The sequence below is a fragment of the Senegalia sp. (in: firmicutes) genome, from assembly GCF_052088025.1.
GTDB lineage: Bacteria > Bacillota > Clostridia > Tissierellales > SIT17 > Anaeromonas.
This window is the reverse complement of the sequence record NZ_JBQCYD010000038.1, coordinates 1-21,871: the sequence shown is the minus strand read 5'-3', so window position 1 is coordinate 21,871 and position 21,871 is coordinate 1. Positions and strand designations below refer to the sequence as shown.

Genomic DNA, 21,871 nt, shown 5'->3' with positions numbered 1-21,871 from the left:
TATAATCTATAATATCTAGAACTTCCTTTACAATATCAGGATTATCATTCTTTAAATCATTAAGAGATTGTTTATAAGAAATATCCGGTTTATATCCCCATATTGTATAGTGAAACATCCCTAACATTAGTTTCTCTTGTTTATCAAGATAAGACAGATCTATTTCTTCTTTTAATATTTTCTCAGAAAAATTCAATAATCGTTTTGAATTTATTCTTGAAAATCTTCTTAATGATTGATTCAACTTTTTTTCATGTCTTACTTTATATTCTCTCTTATTCCCAGTTTCATATAATAATTTATAAAATGAATATCTGGAATAAAATCTATTTTTATTTATTCCATAATTATCTAAAAAGTTTTTTAAGTTCAAATCATTTGAAAAATTATTTGAAAAATTTGAAATCATCTTTCTCAAATCATTTATATTAAATACAGCTGATTGTATATTTTTTAATATATATTCTCTAGCAATTTTTTCTAACTTAATATGACATCCCGCAGGCATATTTGGAAAATCATCATTTATTTCATCTTTAATTCCACGTCTAGTTTTTCCAGTAAGTGCCCTCAATTTAAAAGAAAAATCATAATTGGCATGAGCTTGTCCTACAAAATCTAATACGGTTAAAGCTTCTTTATCCTCAGAAAGTCTTAATCCTCTCCCAAGCTGTTGAATAAATATAGTTAATGACTGTGTAGGTCTTAAAAATAAAACAGTATCAATGTCAGGAATATCAACACCTTCATTGAATAAATCCACTGTAAATATACAATTAATTTCTCCTTTTTGTAATTTTATCTTTGCTTGTTCCCTTAACTCTTTATTAGTATTTGAATGCAGTGCTACAGAAGCAATGCCAACCTTATTGAATGAACTAGCCATAAAATTAGCATGTTCTATACTTACGCAGAATCCAATAGCTTTAAATGTATCTATATCTTTTAGGTATTTATCTAATGAATCTAATATTACTTGAACTCTTTGTTTTGATTTAGTATATACATTTTCAAGCTCACTAATATCATATCCTCCTCTACCCCATTTCAAATGGCTCAAATCTTCTGAATCAGTCACACCAAAATAATGAAAAGGACTAAGTAGTTTTCTATCTATTGCATCTGTAAGCCTTATTTCAGAAGCTATTCTATGATTAAAATATTCTAAAATATTTTCACCATCCATTCTTTCTGGTGTAGCAGTAAGTCCCAATAAAATTTCTGGTTTGAAGTATTTTATTATTTCAAAATATGAAGATGCGGAGGCATGATGTGATTCATCTATCACAATATAGTCAAAATAATCCTTGGAAAATTGCATATATTTCTTATCAGAATTTAATGTCTGCACTGATGTAAATACATGAGTGTGGTCTATCGGTATATTATCTCCTACCCATAATTCTCCAAAATTTTGATTTTTTAATACATTTCTAAAGGTATGTAAGCCTTGTTCTAATATCTCTTTTCTATGAGCTAAAAATAATAATTTTTTATCTTCTTTTTCTATCTGATCTTTATAATCAAAAGCTGCTATCATAGTTTTTCCAGTTCCAGTGGCATGATAAAGTAGTCTAATAGATTCTCCATTGTCCCATAATACTTATAAAATAAAAGCTTACTGATTCTTAAATGAGTAAGCTTTTATCAAGTTTTATTTGATTGTTTAAATTATTTTTACTCTTATATTATTATTTATTCATATATTCTTCTATTGTCATATCTTCCAAACTCTCAAAATAAGCTTCTAATTCCCTTATTTCTCCTTCTATCTTCTCTACAGCTCCATCCCACCTTCCAGATGCCTTTGTTGATTCTGTTGAATCATTATGATCCTTATCTTCTACTTTTAAAAGTTCTGATCCTTCTAAATCATAATAATAATAGTGGCCTGTACCCATTGCCGATACATAATAATACTTTTCAAATTCATCATTTTCATAATTAAACTTAAAATAATCTACTCCTATGTTTCCTTCACTATCTGCAGGTATAAATGAAGCCGTATTAGCCTCTTTATCTATTTCTATCTTTATAGCCTCCAAATCTAAAAGTGGATTTTCTGTATCTAAGTAAACTGACTTTCCATCTTCTTCAACAAATTTTCCTACTGTGTCTTGATCATTATCTGGTGCATCTTCTTCATTGCCTTTCTCCATATCTTCTATTATCCCTACATCTTCTTGTCCATTTATATCTTCTTTATCTCCTCCACATGCTACTAACATTGTTGACAACAATGCTACTATTAATAATAAACTAATTCTTTTCTTCATCTTTCATTCTCCTCTTTATTTAATATTTTTTATTAATTAAATCCTTTATATTGGATTCAATTTCACCTTTTGTAACCTTAGTTAATTTTACATACTCACTATTCATCCTATCTGCTAATCTTTCTCCGAAATCAAATTGCATAAATCCTGATTTTGTATCTAGAATCAAAGAATTTATTCCAGCATTCTTTATTTTCTCTCCAATATAATAAGCATCTTCCATTGAATCATTCGTATATAAAGGAACATTTCCTTTACAATCAGATACTAGAATTAAATATTGTAGTATTTCTGGATCTTTAATCTTTTCCATGGTCATGAGTCTATAGGCCTTTTCTAAGCCTGCGGCTAAGGGTGTTTCTCCCCCTGTAGATATGTCTCTTAGGCATTTTTCTGCTAAATCTACGCTTCTAGTTGTATTAAGTAATATATCTGCTTTTTTATTCCTAAAAACTATTATTCCTATGTTATCTCTCTTTTGATAGGCATCTGTTAAAAGTGATAATACTGCTCCTTTTACAGCTCCCATTCTTTTTCTAGCTCCCATGGATCCACTGGCATCTACTAGGAATAACAGATTAGCTCCTGTTTGATTTTCCCTTACTTTTTCCCTCAAATCTTCTGTTTTTATACTAATTGCTAGGCCCTCTTGTTTTTCTCTGCCCCATTGATTTATGGCGGCTATACGAAATGTAGCATTAAAAGCTATATCTTTAGCCTTTCCCTTAGGAATCTTATATTTAACATATCTACCTTTTCTACTGTTAGTTTTTACTTTAGCTCTTTTCCCTGTTCCTTCATTCTCCATCTTTTCCTTAAAATCTATATCTAATTTAAAGTCTTCTTTTAACTCTTCTATGTCCTCTAATAATTCCTCTTCCGTGATTCCACTATCCTCATCAGATAATTCATCATTCAAGTCTATATCATCTAATTCATCTAATAAGTCTTGATTTTTTTCTTCCTCATTCTCATGGTCTAATTCTTCAGCATCTTCTACTTCCTCTAATTCTATTTCCAAATCTTCTCTCATGCAATGAGGTAATACATAATAGGCTGAATCTTTAATTATTTCATAGTTTAATTCTTCATTTCTTAAAGCCGCCATGGCCTTTGCAGTTTCTAAAAGTGCTAGTTCCGCCCTATGTCCTTGACAGTTAGAAGCCATTACTAGTGTAACTATTATTTCTAAATGGGCTCTTTCAACTTTTATGTTTTTTAGCCTTTTAATGGAATTCTGTATTTTAAGTCTTAATGCCTTTTCTTTCTCTTCCCATAATTTTTGAAATTTCTTTGGATCTTTTTCATATTCTAAAACCCTTTTCATTATCTCTTTTCTTAATAATAAATCCTTTTCACCTACTGTCTCCACATATAAACCAAATCTGTCTAAAAATTGACTTCTTAAAAAACCTTCTTCTGGATTCATACTACCTATTAACATAAAATTACTACTGTGGTCATAGGAGATACCTTCTCTTTCTATAAAGTTGTGCTCTTGGGAAGATGTTTCCAATATTATATTGATGATATGCTCACTAAGTAAGTTTACTTCATCTATATAAAGAAAGTTATTATGTGCTTTCTTTAAAAGACCATACTCTAATACCTTGTTTCCTGTTTTTATGGCATTTCCAATATCTACGCTTCCTACCAGCTGATCCTCTGTTATGTTTAAAGGTAATTCTATTACCCTTTTATCTTCTAGTAAATTAGCTAAGGATCTAACCATTAAGGATTTTCCTGTGCCCTTTTCACCTGATATTAAGACTCCTTTTATCTTAGGATTTATGGCGTTTAGTATTAAAGCCTCCTTTACCTTAGTTTGTCCTACTATTGCTGTAAAAGGATATTTATACACCATTTGCCTCAACCTTTAATTCCATAGGAAAATCATCTATTATTTTTTTAATATACTCAAAATCAATTACTCCTTCTTCAAAGGGATTTCTTCTTACTCTATGAGGCAGTGCTAATTTAGCTGCTTCATATATATCTTCTTTTAAGATACTCTCTCTCCCCATAAAAGCAGCATTGGTTATGGCAGTTTTTATTAAGGTAATATCTCCCCTATGTCCATCTATTCCAATGACTGTACTTATCTTAGTAATTAGGGATAAATCATAATCTGTAAACTTTATATCATTTAAAAGTTTTTTAGCCCTATCTATTTTTTTTATTAATACCTTATCTTCATCACTATATTTTTCTTTGAATTCTGTCGGATCTTTTTCAAATTCTAATCTTCGCTTCATTACCTCCATCCTTAAATCCTTTTGACTTTCACCTCGAACATCTACAACTAAACCGAATCTATCAATTAACTGTGGCCTTAAATTCCCCTCTTCAGGATTCATGGTGCCTACTAGGACAAATCTTGAAGGATGAGAATAGGAAACCCCTTCTCTTTCAATTATATTAACTCCCATGGCTGCTGCATCTAAAAGAACATCTACTAGATGGTCGTCCAATAGATTTACCTCGTCAATATAAAGAATATTACCATTTGCTTCAGCTAATATACCTTGCTCAAAAGCCTTTTCGCCCCTTTTTATTACCTTTTCAATATCCAATGTACCTACAACCCTATCTTCTGTAGCACTTACTGGAAGATTGATTACCTTCATACTAGAGTCTACATATTCAATATCCTTTTTTTCCTTACATTCAATACACCAGTTGTCTTCATTTCCTTTGACACATGAAAATCTGCAACCCTTAACCTGTCTTTTACTTGGCAGTATATCTATCAGCCCCCTAACAGCTGTAGACTTAGCTGTTCCTTTTTCTCCTCTGATTAATACTCCGCCTAAACTGGGATTTATTAAATTTAATATTAAGGCCTTTTTCATATCTTCCTGCCCTACTAGGGCAGAGAAGGGATATAGTATTCTTTCATTTTTCATAATTACACCACCTAAAAGTCTTTTTCCACTGCATTTTCTAATTCCAAAAATATTTCCTTTATCTTATCTATTTGTTCATCCGTAGCATCCCAATATCCTCTAACAGAATACTCCATCATTCTTTCTAAAATATCCATATATGCGTATTTATTATTTTCTATAAGTCTTTGTCTAAGTTCTTCATCTTCAACATATTTACCGTGTAAATCGTTGTATATCCACTGTTCCACCCCATCTGTAGTAGCAGCTAAACCCATAACATTTTCAAATCTATCTGCCATCTCTTGAACCCCATGTTTATCATGCTTCAAAAGTCCATCTATCCATTTAGGATTTAAGACCCTAGTTCTAATACCTCTACTTATGGATTTTTCTACAGATTCACTTATTATCCTATCTCCAGTTACATCTGTAATATACATCTTTGCTTTTTTGCCCCTTAGAATCTCTACAGATTTAGATAACCCACCAAAAAATTCATAATAATGGTCTAAATCTGTTATCTCATATTCATTGCTACTCCTTATTTGAGATACTATTTCCACTTCTTTTAAATTCTTTTCATAAAGTTCTTTAACATCTTCACCATGGGATTTTCTATTATAAACATATTTTAAATTCTCTAAAAATACAGTTCCTAATTCCTCTTCCTCTTCCCAATTTTTACTTTCTATAATATCTGTTAATCCTGTTCCATAGTTACCAGCTTCTGGTCCAAATATCCTTGAAACAGATAATTCTTTAGCTTCCTCTTGAGAATATCCTTCTTCCAATAAATATTTATATAGTTTTTTTGAATTTGCTTTAAAATAATTTTCTTCATCTGATTCATCCAAATCGTATATCTCCATTAAAACATCTGATAAGTTTTCTATTAAGTTAGGAAACATATCCCTGACAAATCCACAAATATTAATAGTTACATCTATTCTTGGTCTACCTAATTCCTTAATAGGTATTATTTCATATCTTGGAGCCCAATTGGCTCCTGTACTCTTTACTCCAATTCCCAAATAAGAGAGAATTTGGGAAAATGTTTCTCCCTGAGTTCTAGATGTTTCTATTCCCCAAAGTATAACTGCCGTAGATTTTGGATAATTTCCCTCTTCATTCATAAAGGACTCTAAAGTATTATTGGCAATTGTTTGTCCTCTTCTATATGCAGATCCTGTTGGAACTAATCTAGGATCAAATTGATATAAATTATATCCAGTGGGAAGTATCTCAGGATTCCTATATATATCTCCTGCCATCTTAGCTGGATTATATCTTCCATCTAAGATTCTAATGATTCCATCTAGCTCTTTGTTCTCCCTAGAACTTTCAGCTGCATCTATTCCTGCTTTTAAAGCTTTAATAACTTCACCCTTTAAATCAGGGTCTATATCCCAATCTTTTAAACTATTGTCACTTAAATAATCAAGGAACACTTTATCTGAAAGTTTATCTATTTCATTAATAGTTTCATATTGTCCAGATTCCAATAGATTGTCCATATCATATCTTTTATATCTAGCCATTAGTTTTCTTATGGATTCCGTTCCAGACAAACTATGTCTTAATATACCTTGAGCATATATATGGCTATCATCTTTACTATATCCTTCACCTAATATATGCAATCCTTCTGGAATAAGGCTAGTCTTCATTCTGTAAAGTTCTCCTTCTATATAATCAAGGTTTTCTTCTAGATTTAGCTCCCTTACCATTTTAAATATATCTTCTAATATTTCTTTGGCACCCTGGGGAGAAATAGTTAGTGATTGTCTATAGTTATCTACTAAGGTCATTAGCTTTGAATAATCCCCATATAATTCTCCAGGTATAAATACTGGTGGTTGGTAGCTGACTATATTAGCATGGGATCTTCTTTTAGCTATGGTTGCCTCTGATGGGTTCCCTGAATAATATATGTATATATGTGGCTTGTTCCCTATTAATATGTCTGGATAACATTCATTACTCATTCCACATTCTTTTCCTTTTTGAAACTCTAAAGTTCCATGAGTTCCTATATGCATTAAAGCATCTGCCTTAAATTCTTCCCTTAAATATTTGTAAAATCCTAAATATTGATGATGAGGAAGTATAGATTTATCGTGATAGGATTTATCATCTTCATTTGCTCCCCTTGCTGGCTGTAATCCTATAAATATATTTCCATCTACTATACCAGGTATTAAAAACTTCCCATCTTTTGTCATAATCTCACCAGGGCTTTTACCCCAGTCATCTAACATGGATTTAAAATCCTTGGACTCCATTAATTCTCTTTTATATTTAGTATCATCATATTTTATAAGTTCATCCCAGTAATTCCCATACTTTCCTGAGTTAACTAGCTTGCCTGCTGTAAATATAGTCTTTAATTTTTTAGCATCCATACCACTTGTATTATAGCCTTCTTCTTTTAATTTTTTTAATATATTAGCCACAGATTCAAATGTGTCCAAAAATGCCCCTCCAAATATATTAGCTTCTCCTGGAGGATAGTTATAGCATATTATAGCTACCTTCTTATCTTTATTTCTTTTTCTACCTAGCTCTGTATAGTTTTTAACTTTATTGACTAAGGCTTCTAATCTATCCTTTATTAGGTCAATTTCATTGACTTGTATTTTAAAGTCTTCACTATATCCTAAGTCAGCCATTGCTCCTATGGGAATAGTCTCTATAGCACCATCTAGTTCTGGTAACATTACAGAAATCATAACTTCTGAAGTTGTAGCTCCTTGAACTGATTGTCTCCATTGTTCTTCAGTTCTTCTAGACATAAAAAAAGGTTTCATATAAGGTGCATCTATATCTTTCAGGAGTTCAACAGCCTGCTCTGTATCTCCACCCATGGGCCCAGCAAATAATCTAAAGGACATAAAATTAATAATACAATCAATCTTTACAGGTACAGTATCAATTAATAATTTTCTCATATTATTTTCATCATCACCAAAGCTTTCCGAAACGGCTATTGGAATAACATTGGCAAATTTTTTTAACCTTAATCTTATTTGGTTAACTGCCACAGTTGTATCCATGGGATATCTATGACCATAGAACAATAAGGCCACTGTACTCTTCTCTTTATCCAGCTTTTCTAATTTTTCAAATTCCTTATAATTCTTAAAATACTTCATTGTACTTGGATCACATAAGCATATATCTTCTAATTCAACTGGATCTTCAGGAATAGGCAATTGGTCATAGCCGCCATAATCTCTCAATATTAAATAAATCATATTAAGTATATTATTATAATCCCCTACCTTAAAGTATTTCATAATAAGGGAATAGTTTCTCATATCTCTCATCTTACCAGGCATAACCTTTCCTACCATTTCAGACATATTCATCATTTTCTTCATTTTTCCCATATCCATTTTCTTTTCTTGACCTTTTTTATTCTTGTCCCTTCCCATTTCTGCCATAGTAAACTTCCCTAATTTCATATAATCCCTTCCTGAATTACCATAGGGAACAACATTACCTTTACAGTTGTCTAATCCTATATATGTTGTAGAAATCACATCTGGATCACTGCCCATTAAGTCAACAAAAACTAAGTCTGAATTTTCAATGTCCTTTACCATAGATTGCCTTTTATCTCTATCCATATTTGTATATGCATAATATAGTTTTAAGTTTAATATATTCTCATATCTTTTATTTATATATTTACCTACCTCTACTAATTCTCTTATTGCTGGAACAGATACAGTAACAAAGACTATTTTCATAATTACCTCCTAAATAACTTTTTTAGCATAAAATATGGGCTTCTTGGTATCTTGATCCATACTTATATCAGCTTCTACTCTAAATACATCCTTAAGTACATCTCCTTTTAAAATATCCCATGGATCTCCTTGTTGGTATAGGGTATTGTTATTGATTACAAGAAGCTCATCTGAATATCTAGCTGCATGATTAATATCATGAAGTACCATCAATATAGTTAAGCCTTCTTCTTTATTTAAACTAAGTACCAATTCCATTATCTCTAACTGGTGAGATATATCTAAGTAAGTAGTAGGTTCATCTAATAATAAAAGTCTCGGCTTTTGTGCTATAGACATAGCAATCCAAGCCCTTTGCCTTTCTCCACCTGACATTGTATTTATCTTTCTATGTTCTAATTTTTTTAAACTAGTTCTTTCTATGGCCCAATCTACTATTTCCTTGTCCTCTTTTGTAGTTCCTTCCCACCAATTTTTATGAGAATACCTTCCATATGCAATAAGTTCTCTTACTGATATATCGCTTAGAGTATTACTTCCTTGACTAAGAACTCCTACTTTTCTCGCTATTGATTTAGTGCTCATACTATATAAATCTTCGCCTTCTAAATAAACCTTCCCCGACTTTGGCTTAATGGCCCTTGTGAGAGATTTTAAAAGTGTTGTTTTACCACATCCATTGGGTCCTATTACGGAGTATATCTTGCCTTCTTCTATTTCTAAATTAATATTTTTTATTATTACTTTATCTTTATACTGTACTTTTAAATTTTCTGTTTTCAATATAATCTTAGACATATTTTACCTCCTTAATAGATACAAGAAAAAAGGTACTCCTAGGATTGCCATAACAATTCCTACAGGTATTTCTACCGGACTCATAATAGTCCTGGCAAATGTATCACTAAGCATAACTAAAATAGCTCCTAATAATGCAGATGTCGGCATCATATATCTATAATCATTTCCTATTATAAGCCTGATACTATGTGGAACTATTAATCCTACAAATCCTAAAAGTCCTACAACACTTACTGCACTGGCTGCTAATAAGCATGCTAAAGCTGTAAATCCTAGTCTAGTATATTCAACATTTAGTCCAACTCCCCTAGCTATATCATCTCCAAGAATAAGAATATTCATTTTTTCAGCAAATATATTGGCCACAATAATTCCTATAATTGTATAGGGCAATATTGTATGTACCTCTGGCCAACTTCTCGACGACAAACTCCCATTCATAAATGTTAATGCTCCATGAACTCTATCACTGTAAAATACAAGTATAGCGGATATTCCTGCTCCTAATAGTGCTGATACAGCTACACCAGCCAAAATTATCCTTGTAGGCTGAATCCCACCCTTCCATGCCAAGGAATAAATAATAACAGCTGCTAACATGGCACCTAAAAAAGCTGCCATAGGAACTAGATGTTGATATTCTGGAAATATAACTAAAATTATTATTCCAAAAAGTCCAGCTCCACTACTTATTCCAATTATTCCGGGGTCTGCTAGAGGGTTGTTCATTACACCTTGAAGTATGGCACCTGACATGGCTAGATTTGCCCCTACCAGGGCTGCCAATACCATTCTAGGTAATCTTATATTCCAAATTACCAACCTTTCTGGGCTTCCATCATTTGTTTTGATAACCTCAATAATTCTATTAATACCTACTTCCAGGGTTCCCCTTGCATTTCCTATAAAAAATGCCACAAATAACATTGCTATTAATATAAAAATAAAGCTCCATTTAAATTTATTTGAATCCCTTAGGCCAACTTTGCTATTCATCTAATTCCTCCACATTACCATATATCTCTGGGTATATACTTCTAGCCATATATTCTATGGCATCTCCATAGTATGGTCCTGCATTAAATAAGAAATATTGCTGGGGTAAATATATGACTTTATCTTCTGATACAGCGTCTACACCTTCCCAAATTGGATTAGTAGCAAACTCTTCGTCCATCATTTCTTTGGCTTTTTCATTGCTTCCCACCATACTAGTTACTAACACATAATCCGGATTTTTTTCTACTATATATTCAATATCTAATGGCGTATTTTCTGATCCTATTGTATCCGGTGGTAAGTCTGATGCTATATTTTTTAATCCTAATATTTTTGCCACATCACCAGCAATACTATTATTTAATTTGGCCGCCAATGAATTTCCTGTTATATATAAAATAATTACAGTATCTCCATTTTTAGGTGCTTTTGATTCTATATCTTTTTTTTGTTTTTCAATATCTTTTATTCTGTCCATGGCTAGCTTTTCCTGGTCAAGGATTTTCCCAAAGGCCTCATATGTATAAAGTACATCCTCATAACCCCTTATATGAGTAGTAATTACCTTGAATCCCATATCCCTAAGTTTCTTAGCCTGTCCGGATTGTGTTCCTACTTGTGCTATTATAAAGTCTGGTTTTTGCTCTATAACAGCTTCCATATTGATAGAATATACTGGTCCTATTTGAGGTAGACTTTTTATCTCTTCTTCATATTCTGGAATCAATCTAACATTCTCTGATATATTAGAACTACAAATTGATTTGCCTCCTAGGTCATACCAAATATTTAATGGTGTACCTGATAAAACTGCTGCGTTTTCAAAGGGTTCTTCTATTATAGTTTCAACATTCATATAATCACTGATTTTCAAAGGAAATCCATCACCTTCAACGACTATAGGCTTATCAGTGTCCGAAACCTTTTCAGCACTATTTACATTAGTTAAACCTCCTAAACTACTATCCTTATCATTGCTACATCCTGTAATAATCAAAACAATCAAGCATATTATGGGTACAATTTTTTTATTTTTATACAAAAAATCTCCTCCTTAATAAATTCAATCAAAAAAATCCCTACTTTTCAGCAGGGACATAGATTCGCATAATTATTCCTAGATATACAACTATACACAAAGCTACACCTTCCCACCGAAGGATACTTACATTTCTAGGCAGGTCTCCTGACTCTGATTCATCCTACTTTCAAAACCTTCCCAGTTTACCAGTGGTTATTTTGATTTCGTCCTCATTACAGTAGCGGGGGCTGTATTGGAATTTCACCAATTTCCCTATTATTATAATAAATAGATATATAAACCTAAAAATTAATATTTAATTTTCTATTTAAATACTAGCACATTAATAAACTTTTTGCAATTAAATTAACATATTTGAGCTCCTATATTTTATATACAATTTATAAAACCCATGATTTTTTTATATGTGTTACTTCTTTTTAATTATGAATTCTATAAGTTCTTATAAGCCGTATTAGGAATTACCAAATTGTAAATCACTCCATGTACAAAGATATAGATCCAAGATGTTCAATTATAAATTATTAAAGAATAAAAGTCTTACTTATCATGCACTGCTTACAACAATTATGTCCTAATTACTCTAACCAACGTATGAATTATATTTATTTAAAGTTCCTGAAACCCTTGAATATTGCACCCATCACTATTATGACACGAGCCCCTGTTGCAGCTACTACTAGGTTTCTATAAGAACCATATTCTTTTCGTTCTAATCTTAACTCTTCTAATATTTCTCTTTGATGTGAATATGGATTTAAATCAAAAAATATATATGGTTTGTTATTTCTTTCTTTAATACTTAGTGATTTCTTTAAATCCTTTTTATTCTTTTCATCATTAGATTTAAAAGTTTTAAATTCTTCATCATTCCAATAAGTTTCAAATGACTTAGTAAAACTATAGAGTACATCTTTAGAAGTATATTCTGATACTTTAATATTCCACTCTAAACCATTTGATAAAGCTGGATTAGATAAGTTTGATGAACCTATATAAGCTGTAGAAAATCCAGTATGTCTTTTAAAATGATATGCTTTTGCATGTAATCTGGTCCTCTCAGTATCATAAGAAATCTTAACTTCTGTGTTTGGTAGTTCTGCTAATTTTAATATAGCTTTATAATCTGAGGCTCCCATATATGAAGTAGTAATTACTCTAAGTTTATTTTTCCTTGTAAATTCAACTAAATCCTCATAAATAAGCCTCAAACCACTGTATTTAATAAAAGAGATTAATAAGTCAATTTCATCTGAAGTTCTTATCTCTCTTCTTAATTCACTTTCTAAAGTTAGTCCTGTGCTTCCTGTGAAAAGTGTACTTGTAGATATGGATGTTCTTGGTCTATATTGATTTAATATATCAAAATCATCCTTATCATCATGTATAGAAAGTAGTTCTTTAAATTTTTCATCATCATATTCAAATCCATCAATTTCAATAACTTCATTTAGTTTATCTATAAATTTCGCTTTATCAATATTATTAGCTTGTAAAAGAGTTTCACGAATTATCTTTTGATATTCAGTTGATAGCACTCTAGCAACTTCGCTATTATCTATACTTCTTATTTTTTTATATTTTTTATCATCTAGCTTTTCTAGAAATTTATTATTTAATACCTTTTCATATAATCCATACTCCATAAGTATCACTTCCATTTCATATATATTATTGTCTAAATTATAACATCTATAACTATTATTTTCCATATTTATTGTGAGATAGATACTTCTATAATATATATATATATCAATAAAGATTGAGTAATAGATTATCTATGATCTATTACTCAATCTTCTAATTCACTTAGCTTTTATTTATTAAATCTATTTTAAAAACCATATTATCTATTCACTTCTTAGAGCCTCCACAGGATCTTTTTTTGCTGCTGTTGATGATGGTATTAAACCTGAAATAAAGGCTAGAATCATACTTATAAGTATGAGTATTCCTGCTGCTTTAAAGTCTAAGCTTGCAATATTTGGAATACCAAACCTATCATATACAATAATATTAGCAAAATAGCTGAGTACATAAGTTACAAGAATTCCAAAAACTCCTGCAATAAAGCCAATTATTAAGGTCTCAGCATTAAAAACCCTTCTAATATCCTTTTTACTTGCTCCTATTGCTCTTAATATTCCTATTTCTTTTATTCTCTCCAGTACTGAAACGTAGGTTATAACACCTATCATTATTGAAGATACAACTAGAGATATTGCAACAAAGGCAATAAGTGCATAGGTAATAGTATCAATTATTGTAGTTACTGATGATAAAATTGCAGCTATTAAATCTGTATATTTTACAACTTTTTCTCCTTGATTTGTATTTTGCATTTGTGTGTTATAATTATCAATAAATTCAACTACACTGTCCTTTGTAGTAAAATCCTTTGGATAAAGGTCAATTTGAGTTGGCTCATCAATATCCCTATATCCCAGTTCTTTTAAATTAGATTTTTGACTTGTTTGACCTCTTTCTCCTAAACTACTAATCAAATCAAATAATTCATCTTCTTCTAAATTAAATTGAAATGCTTGAGCAAGTTTACTTGTATCAATCCTAATTCCATCTTGTATGTTGGATGCAATTTGTGGCATTCTTGATTCAATTTGGCTTGTAATATCATTTTGAATACTTTCTATAACTTGATTAAAAGCAACATTAATATATGAATTAAAGTAATTTTGTACAATCTCAGTTAGATTCTCCGAGATTTGATTGTTTTCATTTATTTCTTCAAAATCTGAAGTAATCCTATTTTGAACTTCCTCACTTCTAATATATTCATCAAAGTTACCAACCCACTCATCAAGCTCTGTAATACCTTGTTCACCTTGAATTATCACAAAATCTTCTAATATATTTACAAGTATTTCTTGAATATCTTCTGTTGGAGCATTGATTTGGTTTCCAATATTTTCTACTAAGGTTTCTAAATCTAAATCAGGAAAATCAATTTGGTCTAAATTTAAATCTAAATCTAAAATATCCATATTTAAGGCAGATGCATCAAAACTAAAAGAACTCCTTATCATAGATTGATCTATTGTAATAAAGTCTTCTAATTGAAATATCTCTTCTGGATTAAATTCTGATTCATCTTCAAATGATTTATTTGTAAATATATTTATATCTTCATTTGCTAATTGATCCTTTACTATGTCATATGAAGAAGCTTCTTTAATTAGATATGGGCTAAGTTCATTTGGATAATATATGCCTGATGATAGCATAGGAGTCTTTACATCATCCTTAGCTTTAATAATTCCAACAACATTTAAGTCCATACCTTCTTCAATTAATTTATCCATAAATTTAGCATCTTCGGACTTATCCACCCATATGTCATATGTTTCATCATAAATATATTTTTCCGCTGAATTAACAAGTTTAAATTTAGTTTTTAATATATCATTATATTTAATATCATCTTTTTTCTTATCAACCTTTACACTTTCATCATTTGAAAAATCTTCGAAGGTCTTTTTCAAATCACTACGATCTTTAAGGCCTAAAGTATACATGGTTGTATCTGTTATAGAACCACTCTCCATCAAAACAACTATTAACTCAGATTTTTCCTTTGGCCATCTTCCTTCTTTTAAGTCATATTGTTCTTTAAAAAGTTCAACATCTCCAGGTAGCTCATCAAAGTTTTTCATGCCAAAATTACCAGCTCCGGATATAATATCATAGCCGCCTCCAAAGTCGAAACCGCTCCCGGAAAATATAGTATCTGGATTTACTTGTTTGAGTCCTGCTTTTTCATTTTCTAAATATATTTGTGGAGTAATGCCATATTTATATTGAATGTTTTTTACAAAAGGTTTAACATCTCTTTCATTTTTATCAATATATTCTTTAAAACTCTTTAAATCGTTTTTATTTTGCTGGGAAAAAAGAGCTGTAACTGTATTGACAACATTTACCTGTCCATTTTTAGAATTCATTTTTTTAGCTTTTGGTATGTTATCATTTGCTTCTCCTCCAAGAAAACTTGTAATATCAATACCAGAAGAATCAACCGTAAGGGGATAAGCACTCATTGTATCCTCTTCAATATCTGCTATATAAAGATTTATTCCACTAGCTAATGCAAGAATTGCAGCTATTCCAATAATTCCAATTGAACCTGCAAGTGCAGTAATAAAGGTTCTACCTTTTTTTGTCATCAAATTGCTAATTGAAAGAGAGATTGCAGTTAAAAAAGACATCTTGCTTTTCCTTGTTGGTTTTTTTGGAAGAAGTCTTTCTTCTACATCACTTTTATAAGGATTAGTATCTCCTATGATTTGACCATCTTTTAGCTCAATGATTCTATTTGAATATTCATGAGCTAGTTCTGGATTGTGAGTAACCATAATTACAAGCTTGTTTTTTGCAATGCTTTTAAGCAGATCCATAACTTGTACAGAAGTATTAGTATCAAGAGAGCCTGTTGGTTCATCAGCTAGTAATATTTCAGGATCATTAATAAGTGCACGAGCAATAGCAACTCTCTGCATTTGTCCCCCAGATAATTGATTGGGTAGTTTATTAATATGTTCAGAAAGACCTACATCGGATAAGGCATCTATTGCCCTATTTTTTCTTTCCTTTGATGAAATTCCACTTAAGGTAAGTGCCAATTCAACATTTGCTAAAACACTTTGATGACTTATGAGATTAAAGCTCTGAAAAACAAAGCCAACACGATTATTTCTATAGGTATCCCAATCTGATGATTTATATTTTTTAGTTGAAACTCCATCAATTAATAAGTCTCCAGAATCATACTGGTCAAGACCACCTATAATATTAAGTAGTGTTGTCTTACCAGAACCCGATGTACCTAAGATAGAAGTGAATTCATTTTTTCTAAATTCAATTGATACTTCATCTAAGGCATTTTGTACATAATCCTTAGTTCTATAGGATTTTCTTATGTTTTTTAATTTTAAAATTATTACCACCTCTTCTAAATATTATATCATATAATATTCTGATTATTTTTTACTGTTTTTTATATAATTATAATCTTATTACAAATAAAAAAAGACTTGAAATCTCTATTTAAAAAGATTTCAAGTCTTATATTTTATTCTTTTAATTTTTTATAAATTTATAGGTTGACCACCAGTAACTCCATATATTTGTCCAGTTACATAGCTACTTTCCTTGGATGTTAAAAGAACATATATTGGAGCTAGTTCTACAGGTTGACCAGCTCGCTTAAGTGGTGAACTCTGTCCAAACTCTGGTATTGCACCATCAGGTTGACCATTATCTAATTGTAGAGGAGTCCAGATAGGTCCTGGAGCAACAGCATTTACACGAACTCCCTTATCAGCAAAGTAACTTGATAAATTAACTATAAAGTTACTTATAGCTCCTTTTGTAGCAGCATAATCAAGTAAAGGTGAACTTGGATTAAATGATTGAACTGAAGAAGTTGCAACAATAGTACTACCTGGTTTCAAATGAGCTTCAGCTGCTTTTACAGTCTCAAACATACTAATAATATTAACCTTAAAAGTATCCTCTACTTGTTTGATGGATAATTCACTTAAGCTAGTATGGGCTATCTGTTGTGCAGCATTTAATACCAATGCATCTAATTTACCAAACTCATCAATTGTCTTTTCTACAATTTCAGTTGCTGCTTTATCTTCTCTTAAATCATATGGTAAAAGTAGAGCCTTGCCTCCAGCTTTTTCTATATATTCTTTAACAACATTTGCATCCTCTTCTTCACCTGGGAAAAATTGAATTGCAACATTAGCTCCTTCTCGTGCAAAAGCTATAGCAACTGCTCGCCCTATACCAGAGTCCCCTCCAGTAATAAGTGCATTACGTCCTTCTAAACGATTATATCCCTTATAACTTTCTTCACCACTATCAGGTTTAGGTTTCATTTTTTCTTGTAAGGCAGGTGTATCTTGCTCTTGATCCGGAAATTTACCAGTATGATGCATTTTTCTTGGATCAGTTAGATTATTGTTTTTCATAAAGAATCATCTCCTATATTTTTATTTGTCTAACAACTAATATTTATATACCCAGATTTTAATATTAATAAATGAATTTAAGCTTTTAATATATTTAAAAATGACAAAATAAAGCTCATAAAATCCTACTTTAGATCTTATAAGCTTTATATATTAATTTATTCCCACTTAGGGTCATTAAAGTTTTCAGGGCTTCCTATTCGATTTGCTTCTTTTTCTGAAACTATATGACTAGATATCCCTTTTTTATCATAATCCTTAACTATATTTATTGCATTACTTCTTGACATAGCTTCTGAAAATTCTTTATCTGTTATAATAACATATTTATTTTCCATATTTTCACCTCTACTATAGATTTTTCTTTTATAGTATGTGTTAAAATAGAAGAATAAATACCTTTATTTCTAAAAAGCTGTCCAACCACCATCTACTACTATTGTAGTTCCATTTATGAAGTTGGCATCCTCAGATGCTAAGAATACATATACTTTGGCAAGTTCTTGTGGTGAAGTTGTGCTTGAAAAACTTTCAAAGCCTTTCATCAATTTACCTAATACTTCCATATCTGGTTCCTTTATGTTTTCTCCTATTTCCGTCTTAACACTTCCTGGAGCAATTCCAACACATCTAATTCCTTCTTCTGCATATGAGTATCCTATATGCTTTGTCATACCAACAACAGCATGTTTTGTAGCAACATAAGCTAATCCGCCTCTCATTCCATTAAGACCACCAACAGAAGCTGTATTTAAAATAACTCCTGATTTTTGTTTGCGCATGAGTGGTAATACTTTTCTTGAAGCTCTCATCACAGAATCGACATTTACTTTAAACATTTTTTCCCATATATCATCAGTAATAGATACTGCTGATTTATAGGAATCTAATATCCCAGCATTGTTAACTAAAATATCAACTCTTCCATATTTCTCTACAGTTTGATCTACCATTTTTTCTATATCTTCCTGCTTAGATACATCTACAGCAATTGCATGTATTTCTCCTGATAAATCTTCATCAAGTTTTACAAGTTCCTCTAATTTTTCTAATCTTCTAGCACTAACAACAACTTTCGCTCCCTCTTTTGCATATGCTAGTGCAACCTCTCTTCCAATTCCTGAACTAGCTCCTGTTACAATACACACCTTGTTTTCTAATCTCATCTTTTTCCCTCCATCTAATCTTTTTATTTTTATTTATATAAGTACAATATACTTTTACCCTATTTATATTTTTTAAATAAACTTAATATGTTTTAATTTGGATTCTTTTTATTTTTAGATGAATTAAAATGTTCAGTAAAAACTTTTAAAACTATTTTAGATACAGTTTTACTATCTGCATCTTTAGGAACCTTATCTCCTATCTTCTTTACTACTTTGGTAAAATCAGAGGAACTGAGAGTAACTTTTAAAATTACTCCCACTCTATAATGCAAGTGGCTTATAAGTTCCTATTATTTGTGTACCAGTTATATATAAGAACCTATTTTTATATAATTTTGTCTCTATTATATTGGCTTTACATATTATTAGAAGCAAACTAGAAGCAAAAAGTTATATTTTCATCTTCTTTATATTTTTTAAATATTTATAAAAGCTAGATTTATAAATATCTATATTATCTTTCCAATCAATAACTCAATGCTTTCAATAACATTCTCAAAAGAAGTATCTTTTACATAAGTATTCTTATTTGAATATGCATTCCATATATCATTAAAACCCTTATCATTTAATATTATGCTAATCATTTCTTTAAAACTTACTAAATCAAGTATAGTTTCTCTATAATTAAAGGTTCTTTCGCAAGCTACAACTAATTTCTCAAAATTAATTTCCTCACTTTTTATCCTATATAATAAATGAACATCATAAAAATCTTTACTTCTGCTATTTAAAAATCCTTTAGAATAGATTGTTTCCAATTTCTCTGCTAACATTGTTTCTAGATTATATGCTTGGATTTTTAAGTTATCTTCTAAAAATATTGTTTTATATTCATATTCTACTGGTTGATATGTTAATATATCTCCTGTTGCTATATCTAAAGGAACAACTTGACGTATATTATCTAATTTACATAAAATTCGAACTCTATATCCATTATATTTATCTTCTTTTTTTATTTCTTGTATATCTTTCAACTCATACTGAATAGAATCATCTTTACTATTATCTAAAACATCTTGAAACATATCAATTAAGAGTTCTTCATCAAAAGCCATGTTTTTAATAAGGAAATCAATATCTACAGTGCTTCTTGAATCTAAACCTACTATATTTGATAGGATATATCCACCTTTGAAAATAAATTTATCATTATATTTACTATTTGATAGTTTTCTTAAGACATTTTCTAGAAAATAATAAGTCATAACAGAATTAAAAGTTAATCCTGTTTCAGAAGATACTTTATGACACATTGCTGTTATCTTATCTTTATTCATAAATAACCTCCATTGTAGCTCTTACCTTTTCAGTAATCCCCATTTTATGTGCATATATAAATAGTTTATTTATATCAGAGTATTTAGAAGAGGCATATTCTCTTATTGTCTTAGCATAAGTCTCTGGATCTATATTACTCTTATTTTGAATAAAATCACATATTATTCTTTCTATATTGTAGGCTCTAACCTTGTTTTGGTATATAGTTTTTACTTCTATAGCTCCCATATCAGTTATTTCATTTTTCACGTAATAAAGCTTAACATTATTTGGTAGCTCATTAATTTTATAACTGTAAGGTATACTAACTTCCATTACTTGTGGGATTTTATCAGTTAATTCTTGTAGATATAAGGCTGTTTCATAAGAAAATACAGTCCTTTTAAATTTATGTTGAAAAAAATAATATTCATCATAATCTCCGCCTTTTGAAATATACATACCTCTATCAATCCTAGTAAGTATATTTCCTTCTACGAGTCTTGTAAGGTAGATTGTAGGAATTCCTTCCTCTCTACAATACTGTGCTGTAATAATTCCATTGTTTTTTTTTAGATATTTGAGTATCTTATCTTTATATTTCATATAAACCTCCTTTGTTGCATTCATACTGATATTGTATAGTTTTATCAGTGTAAATGCAACAGATTTAAAGCTAATTGTTTGTAATTCGACACGTTTAGAATTTTATCATCAATATTTATTAATACTCTCCTAAATAAAAAAGTCTTGAACCCTCTGTTTCCAAAGGTTTCAAGACTTTTATCTACTACTCCCACTCTATAATGCAAGTTGCTCATAAGTTCCTATCATTTGTATACCAGTTATATATTAGTATATGTTTTATATAGTTTTATCTCCATTATATTAGCTTTACATATTTTTAGAAGCAAACTAGAAACACTCAAAATCTAGGATAATATTAAATACGAAAAGTTTAAAATAATTAACAGACACTGTCTATTAGTTCTGTATTCTTATGAATCCAAATTCAAAATATATAAGAGCTCATTTTTTTAATTATGCATATCCCTTATATATACTACCATTTTATCTAAATCTATTATTGCTCCTATATGTTTCATGAAATCAATACCTATAATACCATTTATATCAAATCCATAATCCATGACACCAATTTCAATATTAAAATTATCTATTTCAGAATTTCCAAATATTATTTTATCAATATTTTTCTTATAGACAAATTCTACTCCTCCCACACCTGAAATAGTCTCTATAGTATCTTCTTTTTCTATTGTTATTCCGATATTATCAACCATATCCATTTTAAATATAGTGCCACCAGATCCTGTATCTATAAGAATATTATCTAAAGTCATTAATTTCCCTTCATATTCAATTGTAATTTCACAAAATGGTAAGCCATATTTATATTCTAATCTAACCATATTTCCTAACCCCTATCCAACTTCTTTCCTCAATAACTAATTCTTTGTTTTTAGTATGGTAGACATACATCTCTCTTGATTTATCTTTTTTATGCATTTCAGAATATTGTTCTAAAGCTTTTCTGCTATCATCGAATGAATTAATAACTGAAAGATCTTCAATAATCCTCTTTCCGTCTTTTGAGCTTGATTCTATAGCTTCAAATAATAACCATTTATTTGGATAGTTTTTTACTGCATCATTCCATTTCA

18 protein-coding genes and 1 riboswitch are annotated in these 21,871 nt (G+C 30.2%); all 18 genes read right to left on the bottom strand.

Features of this window, described 5'->3' with window-relative positions; translation table 11 throughout:
- Positions 1-1,540: DEAD/DEAH box helicase (locus ACTHUW_RS09865; RefSeq protein ID WP_442213144.1), on the bottom strand; the 1,540-nt coding region annotated here is incomplete at its 3' end.
- Between the two features lie 151 nt (positions 1,541-1,691).
- The gene (locus ACTHUW_RS09860) at positions 1,692-2,276 is read right to left on the bottom strand and encodes a hypothetical protein (RefSeq protein WP_442213142.1); all 585 of its coding nucleotides are present in this window, start codon (positions 2,274-2,276) and stop codon (positions 1,692-1,694) included.
- 19 nt (positions 2,277-2,295) lie between these two features.
- A complete protein-coding gene (locus ACTHUW_RS09855) occupies positions 2,296-4,140 on the bottom strand; it encodes an AAA family ATPase (RefSeq protein ID WP_442197860.1) in 1,845 nt (614 codons plus the stop codon).
- Positions 4,130-5,182, bottom strand: a complete 1,053-nt coding sequence (locus ACTHUW_RS09850; protein ID WP_442197859.1) for an ATP-binding protein — start codon at positions 5,180-5,182, stop codon at positions 4,130-4,132. Before ACTHUW_RS09850 ends, ACTHUW_RS09855 begins: the two co-directional genes overlap by 11 nt.
- Positions 5,183-5,193: 11 nt before the next feature.
- A complete protein-coding gene (gene bchH / locus ACTHUW_RS09845) occupies positions 5,194-8,916 on the bottom strand; it encodes a magnesium chelatase subunit H (protein ID WP_442197858.1) in 3,723 nt (1,240 codons plus the stop codon).
- Between the two features lie 9 nt (positions 8,917-8,925).
- A complete protein-coding gene (locus tag ACTHUW_RS09840; protein ID WP_442197857.1) occupies positions 8,926-9,714 on the bottom strand; it encodes an ABC transporter ATP-binding protein in 789 nt (262 codons plus the stop codon).
- A 3-nt stretch (positions 9,715-9,717) separates the two neighbouring features.
- On the bottom strand, positions 9,718-10,713 hold the full coding sequence (locus ACTHUW_RS09835; RefSeq protein ID WP_442197856.1) for a FecCD family ABC transporter permease: 996 nt from the start codon (positions 10,711-10,713) through the stop codon (positions 9,718-9,720).
- Entirely contained in the window at positions 10,706-11,758 is a 1,053-nt protein-coding gene (locus ACTHUW_RS09830; protein ID WP_442197855.1) for an ABC transporter substrate-binding protein, read from the bottom strand. Before ACTHUW_RS09830 ends, ACTHUW_RS09835 begins: the two co-directional genes overlap by 8 nt.
- Positions 11,759-11,875: 117 nt before the next feature.
- Positions 11,876-12,058: riboswitch (cobalamin riboswitch) on the bottom strand.
- A gap of 305 nt (positions 12,059-12,363) precedes the next feature.
- Positions 12,364-13,404: a restriction endonuclease PLD domain-containing protein gene (locus ACTHUW_RS09825; protein WP_442199702.1), complete on the bottom strand. Its 1,041-nt coding sequence runs from the start codon at positions 13,402-13,404 to the stop codon at positions 12,364-12,366.
- A 204-nt stretch (positions 13,405-13,608) separates the two neighbouring features.
- Positions 13,609-16,710 carry an ABC transporter ATP-binding protein/permease gene (locus tag ACTHUW_RS09820; protein ID WP_442197863.1) on the bottom strand — a complete coding sequence of 1,034 codons (3,102 nt, stop codon included), beginning with the start codon at positions 16,708-16,710 and terminating at the stop codon, positions 13,609-13,611.
- A gap of 150 nt (positions 16,711-16,860) precedes the next feature.
- Positions 16,861-17,754, bottom strand: a complete 894-nt coding sequence (locus tag ACTHUW_RS09815; RefSeq protein WP_442197853.1) for an SDR family oxidoreductase — start codon at positions 17,752-17,754, stop codon at positions 16,861-16,863.
- A gap of 158 nt (positions 17,755-17,912) precedes the next feature.
- The gene (locus ACTHUW_RS09810; protein ID WP_442197852.1) at positions 17,913-18,092 is read right to left on the bottom strand and encodes a hypothetical protein; all 180 of its coding nucleotides are present in this window, start codon (positions 18,090-18,092) and stop codon (positions 17,913-17,915) included.
- Positions 18,093-18,161: 69 nt separating this feature from the next.
- A complete protein-coding gene (locus tag ACTHUW_RS09805; RefSeq protein WP_442197851.1) occupies positions 18,162-18,920 on the bottom strand; it encodes a glucose 1-dehydrogenase in 759 nt (252 codons plus the stop codon).
- 92 nt (positions 18,921-19,012) lie between these two features.
- Complete coding sequence (locus ACTHUW_RS09800) at positions 19,013-19,183, bottom strand: hypothetical protein (protein ID WP_442197850.1); 171 nt, start codon at positions 19,181-19,183, stop codon at positions 19,013-19,015.
- 189 nt (positions 19,184-19,372) lie between these two features.
- Positions 19,373-20,206, bottom strand: coding sequence for a nucleotidyl transferase AbiEii/AbiGii toxin family protein (locus ACTHUW_RS09795; RefSeq protein WP_442210549.1), 834 nt, complete (start codon positions 20,204-20,206; stop codon positions 19,373-19,375).
- Positions 20,199-20,792: a type IV toxin-antitoxin system AbiEi family antitoxin domain-containing protein gene (locus tag ACTHUW_RS09790; RefSeq protein ID WP_442197848.1), complete on the bottom strand. Its 594-nt coding sequence runs from the start codon at positions 20,790-20,792 to the stop codon at positions 20,199-20,201. Before ACTHUW_RS09790 ends, ACTHUW_RS09795 begins: the two co-directional genes overlap by 8 nt.
- Before the next feature lie 431 nt (positions 20,793-21,223).
- Entirely contained in the window at positions 21,224-21,619 is a 396-nt protein-coding gene (locus ACTHUW_RS09785) for a retropepsin-like aspartic protease (protein ID WP_442197847.1), read from the bottom strand.
- The coding region (locus ACTHUW_RS09780; RefSeq protein ID WP_442197846.1) for a hypothetical protein at positions 21,612-21,871 on the bottom strand (260 nt) is incomplete at its 5' end. The genes ACTHUW_RS09785 and ACTHUW_RS09780, both read right to left, overlap by 8 nt.

Bases quoted from the DNA above. Each gene is read 5' to 3' on its own strand.
- ACTHUW_RS09815 (WP_442197853.1), bottom strand. From the start codon at position 17,754: ATGAAAAACAATAATCTAACTGATCCAAGAAAAATGCATCATACTGGT.
- ACTHUW_RS09785 (WP_442197847.1), bottom strand. From the start codon at position 21,619: ATGGTTAGATTAGAATATAAATATGGCTTACCATTTTGTGAAATTACA.
- ACTHUW_RS09860 (WP_442213142.1), bottom strand. From the start codon at position 2,276: ATGAAGAAAAGAATTAGTTTATTATTAATAGTAGCATTGTTGTCAACA.
- ACTHUW_RS09825 (WP_442199702.1), bottom strand. From the start codon at position 13,404: ATGGAGTATGGATTATATGAAAAGGTATTAAATAATAAATTTCTAGAA.
- ACTHUW_RS09850 (WP_442197859.1), bottom strand. From the start codon at position 5,182: ATGAAAAATGAAAGAATACTATATCCCTTCTCTGCCCTAGTAGGGCAG.
- ACTHUW_RS09810 (WP_442197852.1), bottom strand. From the start codon at position 18,092: ATGGAAAATAAATATGTTATTATAACAGATAAAGAATTTTCAGAAGCT.
- ACTHUW_RS09790 (WP_442197848.1), bottom strand. From the start codon at position 20,792: ATGAAATATAAAGATAAGATACTCAAATATCTAAAAAAAAACAATGGA.
- ACTHUW_RS09855 (WP_442197860.1), bottom strand. From the start codon at position 4,140: ATGGTGTATAAATATCCTTTTACAGCAATAGTAGGACAAACTAAGGTA.
- bchH (WP_442197858.1), bottom strand. From the start codon at position 8,916: ATGAAAATAGTCTTTGTTACTGTATCTGTTCCAGCAATAAGAGAATTA.
- ACTHUW_RS09840 (WP_442197857.1), bottom strand. From the start codon at position 9,714: ATGTCTAAGATTATATTGAAAACAGAAAATTTAAAAGTACAGTATAAA.
- ACTHUW_RS09805 (WP_442197851.1), bottom strand. From the start codon at position 18,920: ATGAGATTAGAAAACAAGGTGTGTATTGTAACAGGAGCTAGTTCAGGA.
- ACTHUW_RS09835 (WP_442197856.1), bottom strand. From the start codon at position 10,713: ATGAATAGCAAAGTTGGCCTAAGGGATTCAAATAAATTTAAATGGAGC.
- ACTHUW_RS09795 (WP_442210549.1), bottom strand. From the start codon at position 20,206: ATGAATAAAGATAAGATAACAGCAATGTGTCATAAAGTATCTTCTGAA.